Annotated in this window: 1 protein-coding gene; it reads right to left on the bottom strand. The window is 50.3% G+C overall.

Translation table 11 applies throughout. The features are described from left to right. Positions 1-644 (bottom strand): carbohydrate ABC transporter permease (locus tag FDW87_RS05750; RefSeq protein WP_252363027.1); only part of this gene is annotated, 644 nt, incomplete at both ends.

Here is a 644-nt window from a genome sequence, read left to right as displayed (position 1 = left end):
GGTGGTGCTGTTGAGCGGCCCGCCGCCGGTGATAAGATACGGCTCGGTAAAGATGCTGAACGCCACGGTAATCGCCAGCACCATCACCATCACGATTTGCGCGTTCATCATCGGCAGGGTAATCGCCCAACTTTGCTTAAACTTCCCGGTTTTATCCAACTGCGCCGCGCTGTAAATATCCGCGGGGATCGCCACCATTCCGGAATAGAGAATCAGCCCGTAATAACCGACGAATTTCCAGGTGACAATTAACGCAATGGATAACATGGCGCAGTCAGGGTTGGTAAACCAGGGCACAGAGATGCCGAAACTGGCCTGTAAAAATTGATTGACCGGCCCGTATTCGCTGAACAGTTTTGCAAAGACGATGGAATAGGCCACCCCCGAAGAGATATTCGCCAGTAAAAAGCTCAGGGCAATAAAACTTTTCCCGTACTTAATTTTTCGTAATCCCGCGGCAAACAGCAGCGAGGCAAGAAAGACAATCGGGATATACCACATTAAAAAACGGCACACGTTCCACATCGATTGCCAGAATAACGCGTCATGAAACACGCCAATGATATTCTGTAATCCGCTAAACGTCGGCGTGCCAATAAATTGCCAGTTCGTCACGCTAAGCACGACCAGCCAGCACAGCGGAT

The sequence above is a fragment of the Citrobacter sp. wls826 genome, assembly GCF_005281245.1.
Lineage (GTDB): Bacteria > Pseudomonadota > Gammaproteobacteria > Enterobacterales > Enterobacteriaceae > Citrobacter > Citrobacter braakii.
Note: the sequence above shows the minus strand (reverse complement) of the source record. Positions and strands in the feature narration are given on the sequence as shown.